1 protein-coding gene is annotated in these 426 nt (G+C 77.7%); it reads right to left on the reverse strand.

The features are described 5' to 3' along the window. Positions 1-426, reverse strand: a 426-nt coding sequence (locus SACPADRAFT_RS33460) for a 2-hydroxyacyl-CoA dehydratase family protein (RefSeq protein ID WP_040924700.1), incomplete at both ends; no start/stop codon positions are given.

Consider the following 426-nt stretch of genomic DNA (forward strand, 5'->3'; position numbering starts at 1 on the left):
CGCGCCGCCGCAGTGCACGCATCCGGGACAGCGCCGTGCGCAGCCGGTCGTGCCGGGCGATCGCGTCGGCCAGGTCGTCGTCGCCGACGGGGCGCCCCGCGTGTGCGGCCAGCCAGGTGCGCAGGCCCCGGATCTGGGTGCGCACGTACCCGGTGGTCGTGCGGTGCGGCTTGTGCAGCACGTCCACCAGCCGCACCGGCGGCAGCGTCGGCCCGCGCCGCAGGCGGTGCAGCTCGCGGAGGGCGTAGAACAACCGGCGCGAGGCCTCGCAGTCGCCGGAGACCACCAGCAGGTCCAGCGGGCCGTGCTCGCCGCCGAGCAGGCGCTCCAGCACCGAGCGGACGGCCGGGTCGACCCCCGTGCCCAGGTACCGGTCGGCGTGCGGTGTCGGGGTGCCCGGGGAGCCGGACAGCCGCACCGGCAGCA

The organism is Saccharomonospora iraqiensis subsp. paurometabolica YIM 90007, assembly GCF_000231035.2.
GTDB lineage: Bacteria > Actinomycetota > Actinomycetes > Mycobacteriales > Pseudonocardiaceae > Saccharomonospora > Saccharomonospora paurometabolica.